4 protein-coding genes are annotated in these 3,436 nt (G+C 53.8%); all 4 read left to right on the plus strand.

Features of this window, described 5'->3' with window-relative positions; all coding sequences use genetic code 11:
* The first annotated feature begins 115 nt into the window (after positions 1-115).
* The 4 genes from HEQ34_RS13930 to HEQ34_RS13945 all read left to right on the plus strand — a co-directional run bounded on the left by HEQ34_RS13930 (position 116) and on the right by HEQ34_RS13945 (position 3,358).
* A complete protein-coding gene (locus tag HEQ34_RS13930) occupies positions 116-193 on the plus strand; it encodes a hypothetical protein (protein ID WP_296201499.1) in 78 nt (25 codons plus the stop codon).
* 598 nt (positions 194-791) lie between these two features.
* The gene (locus HEQ34_RS13935) at positions 792-2,123 is read left to right on the plus strand and encodes an APC family permease (protein ID WP_296201496.1); all 1,332 of its coding nucleotides are present in this window, start codon (positions 792-794) and stop codon (positions 2,121-2,123) included.
* A 329-nt stretch (positions 2,124-2,452) separates the two neighbouring features.
* Entirely contained in the window at positions 2,453-2,812 is a 360-nt protein-coding gene (locus tag HEQ34_RS13940) for an antitoxin Xre/MbcA/ParS toxin-binding domain-containing protein (RefSeq protein ID WP_296201497.1), read from the plus strand.
* Positions 2,813-3,358 (plus strand): RES family NAD+ phosphorylase, encoded by a 546-nt coding sequence (locus HEQ34_RS13945; protein WP_296201498.1) that lies wholly within the window; start codon positions 2,813-2,815, stop codon positions 3,356-3,358. It abuts the gene before it with no gap.
* Positions 3,359-3,436 lie beyond the last annotated feature (78 nt).

Here is a 3,436-nt window from a genome sequence, read left to right on the forward strand (position 1 = left end):
TCTGCAAAATATGGACAAGCGAACCAGAAAGATTTAGCCTAAACCCAACCCATCAAATGCCGGGACTAAACAGCTAGGGGACTATTGGCGCTACCGTGTCGGTGATTATCGCATAATTTGCGAGATACACGAAAATGCCGTGCGTGTGCTGGTTGTCGATATAGGGCATCGCCGCGAGGTCTATAAACGATAATCAGGTGCCGCAGCGCACGACGCAGCATCTGATTACTTCTCGGATCGCCGTTGCAAGCTATGCTCCATATCGACATCCTGTAGGAACTTGAGCGTCGGTACCCTCGTCGCGCCTGACCCAGAATTCACGCGCACCGCTTGGACCGGTAATGAAAGGTGGAGGCTGCACTTGGGTAGCCGCGAAGCGGCGGAGACCATGCGCAAAACGCATAAATCCTACTCCCGCAACCAACGCAATAGCTTAGCGGCAAAGCCGCTTAGCGTTGCGTTGCCCCGGACCCGATCCGGGGCCCATGCAACCCAAACGCAAATCTATAGTTCAGGCCCCCTAGTGGGGCCTTTTTTGTTGGTTTTGGTGAGGGCTGGATTAGCACCTCGTTCAGCCGGAGCAATGGCAACGCCATTGCGGAGACCATGGGCGACGCGCACAACTGCTAATTCCGTAACTTCAAAAGCAGCCCGCTTCGTCCGAGCTTCCTCTGTGTGCGCCTGCAAATGTATCTATGCAATTTGTTATGCGCTGATTTGGTGTTGATTTTACAAAGCTTTTTAATAAAAGCCAAAGCCAGTTTAGAATATATTGGGGAGCGATACATGGCTTGGCACAGCCCAATCGCCGTGCAGAAGGGAACCTGGCATTGAGCGATATGACTGAAACTAAAACATTACCGCGTACTGTGGGGTTTTGGGGCACTGCCTTGTTGCCGGTAAACGGCATGATCGGGTCAGGCATTTTCGCCTTACCCGCTATCATGTTCGCGGCGGTCGGAAATTTCGCGCCCTGGATGATGCTGCTCGGTGCGCTGCTGATCTTGCCACTGGTGTTGGTATTTGCCGCACTCTCGACCCGCTTTGAAGTGAACGGTGGTCCGCCGATCTACGTCCACGCCGCTTTCGGCCCATTCCTCGGATTTCAATCAGGCTGGACACGATTTGCCTCGGGCGTTGTGGCCATTGCGGCGAACACCCATGTGGCAGTCGCGTTTTTGGCTGTGCTCTTCCCGATATTAAACGATCCTGCGCTGAAGTCTGTCGCGGTGATCAGCTTTATCATCTTTATGGTCTCAGTGAACCTTGTTGGCATGCAAACGTCGGTGCGCACTTTGGGCGTCATGACTGTGGTCAAAATCGTTCCGCTTCTTGTTCTCATTGTCGTTGGCCTTGCTATGAAAGATCCGGCAATAGGTTTGCGGCTGCCCCAATTCAGTGAATTTGAAAGCGTGGTCTTACTGACATTTTACGCTTTCATGGCCTTCGAGAATTGCACCATGGCCGCCGGAGAGGTGCGGAATCCAAAGCGAACAATTCCGTTAGCAATGATGACTACGCTTGCGTGTGTCACCCTTTTCTACATGCTGGTGATCTGGACTTACGCAGCTATCGCACCACAAGCAGACGGTAACGAAAACGCCTTGGCGGCTGCGGCTAGCCAGTTGGTAGGTCAGGTCGGCGTGATTGTGATTTCGCTAGCGGCCGCTTTTTCCATTGGGGCAAATTCACTTGTTGGCGGCATCGTATTGCCCCGAATGACGTTCGGCATGGCAGAACAAGGTACACTTCCCCAGATTTTCGCCCAAGTTTCAAACCGGTTCCAAACGCCCCACGTTTCGATTCTTTTTTTAGGTGGAATGGCAATCCTGTTCAGCCTGTGGGCGGGCTTTGCCACGCTGGCAGTCGCCAGTACACTGTCGCGGCTTGTGATGTATCTGCTCTGTGCATTAGCTTTACCAGTGCTAGGGCATCGAGAGGCCAAACGGGCACCATGGTGGCACCTGCCCGTATCAGTGTTAGCTGTCATATCATCCTTATGGGTTGCTAGTCAGGCCAGCGCAGAGGCATTTCAGATGCTTGGCTTTATCATGGTTGTCGGGACCGGATTCTTTTTCATAGCAGTGCGACGCAAACCGCTGGCGGAAGTTGTTCAGTCCTAGGCGTTAATGTCCGCTCCGTTGTCGTGTCCTGAAAGGCAGCTTTGGCTGAAAACTGTCGATTAGCCGCCGCTCAGCTTACCGAAAAACTTTTATAAATCTCTGCCCTGTTCCGCGCGCTTTTCAATAGCGTAGAGGCACATGCCCGCGCCGCGAATGAACCCCGGCTTTGGGTGCATGCGAGCTTAATGGCGCAGCCTGCCCTTGCCGCTCTACCCCTCGCACCATCCCGCGCTTGTACTGTAGAATTGCGTTTATATTTCACGATTGCAAATCGCGAAATTATTTCGTAATATCATGCGCAACATTGGAACCTGCCAAGAGAGATCATCATGAATATTACCGCCCTTCACCGCGAAACTGCTGTCTCTCGACTGGTCGGCGAACTTAAGGCCATTGCAGGATTGAAGGGGCGGGATCTGGCGAACATCCTTGGTGTTTCTCCACCGACCGTGACGCGATGGAGCAAGGGTGAGGCAGACCCGACGATCGAAAAGCAGACCGCGATGGCCCAGCTTCGCTGGGTCGCGGCGCGGCTGGCCGAGTTCTATGAACCGGACGAAGTGCGGCTTTGGTTGCAATCGCCGCATCCGCAGCTTTCCGGACAGCGCCCGTATGATTTGATCGTCGAAAATCGGACAGCCGAGGTTCTTGAAATCATCGAAAGGCTCGACAGCGGGGTCTATCTTTAATTGGATCGTCGCCGCGCGCTTGATGACCGACTGCTCGATCTTGTCGGCGGGATCGACGGGGTGCCGTATGACGGCAATATGTGGCGGGTCGTACGGCAGGGCCGCGATGTGCTTGATGGCTCGCGCGGTTCGGGGCGGTGGAACACGTCGGAAATGTCGGTGCTTTATGGGGCGGCCATTCCGGACGGGGCGATTTCCGAAATTCATTTTCACCTGAACCAAGGACAATCTGTCTTCCCTTCACGGATGCGCCACGATTTGTTTGGGTTAAATGTACGCGCGCAGCAGACAATGGTCTTAACAGATATGGATCAGCTTGAGCGGTTGGGCGTCGAAAGCAGCCGCTATCGCGAGTTACTATACAGCCGAACACAAGAAATCGCCGCCGCAGCTATGTTCCTTGGCTTTGACGGTCTCATTGCACCTTCCGCACGATGGGAATGTCAAAACATTGTCCTATTCCTTGACGCTATCAATCTCGAAGACGTTCGGACTGTTTCGCGCCAGCCTGTCGATTGGAAAGCCTGGCGGCAAACCAACTCTTAAGCCCCCCCCCCACCGCCCATGTCCCTCAAAGAAAAGCATTTGTTGACAAAGCGTAACATTTTACCGCATGTCTGGCGC

It is taken from the genome of Sphingorhabdus sp. (assembly GCF_023910635.1).
Taxonomy (GTDB): domain Bacteria; phylum Pseudomonadota; class Alphaproteobacteria; order Sphingomonadales; family Sphingomonadaceae; genus Sphingorhabdus_B.

Coding starts and splice junctions, on each gene's coding strand:
- HEQ34_RS13940 (WP_296201497.1), top strand. CDS start 2,453: ATGAATATTACCGCCCTTCACCGCGAAACTGCTGTCTCTCGACTGGTC.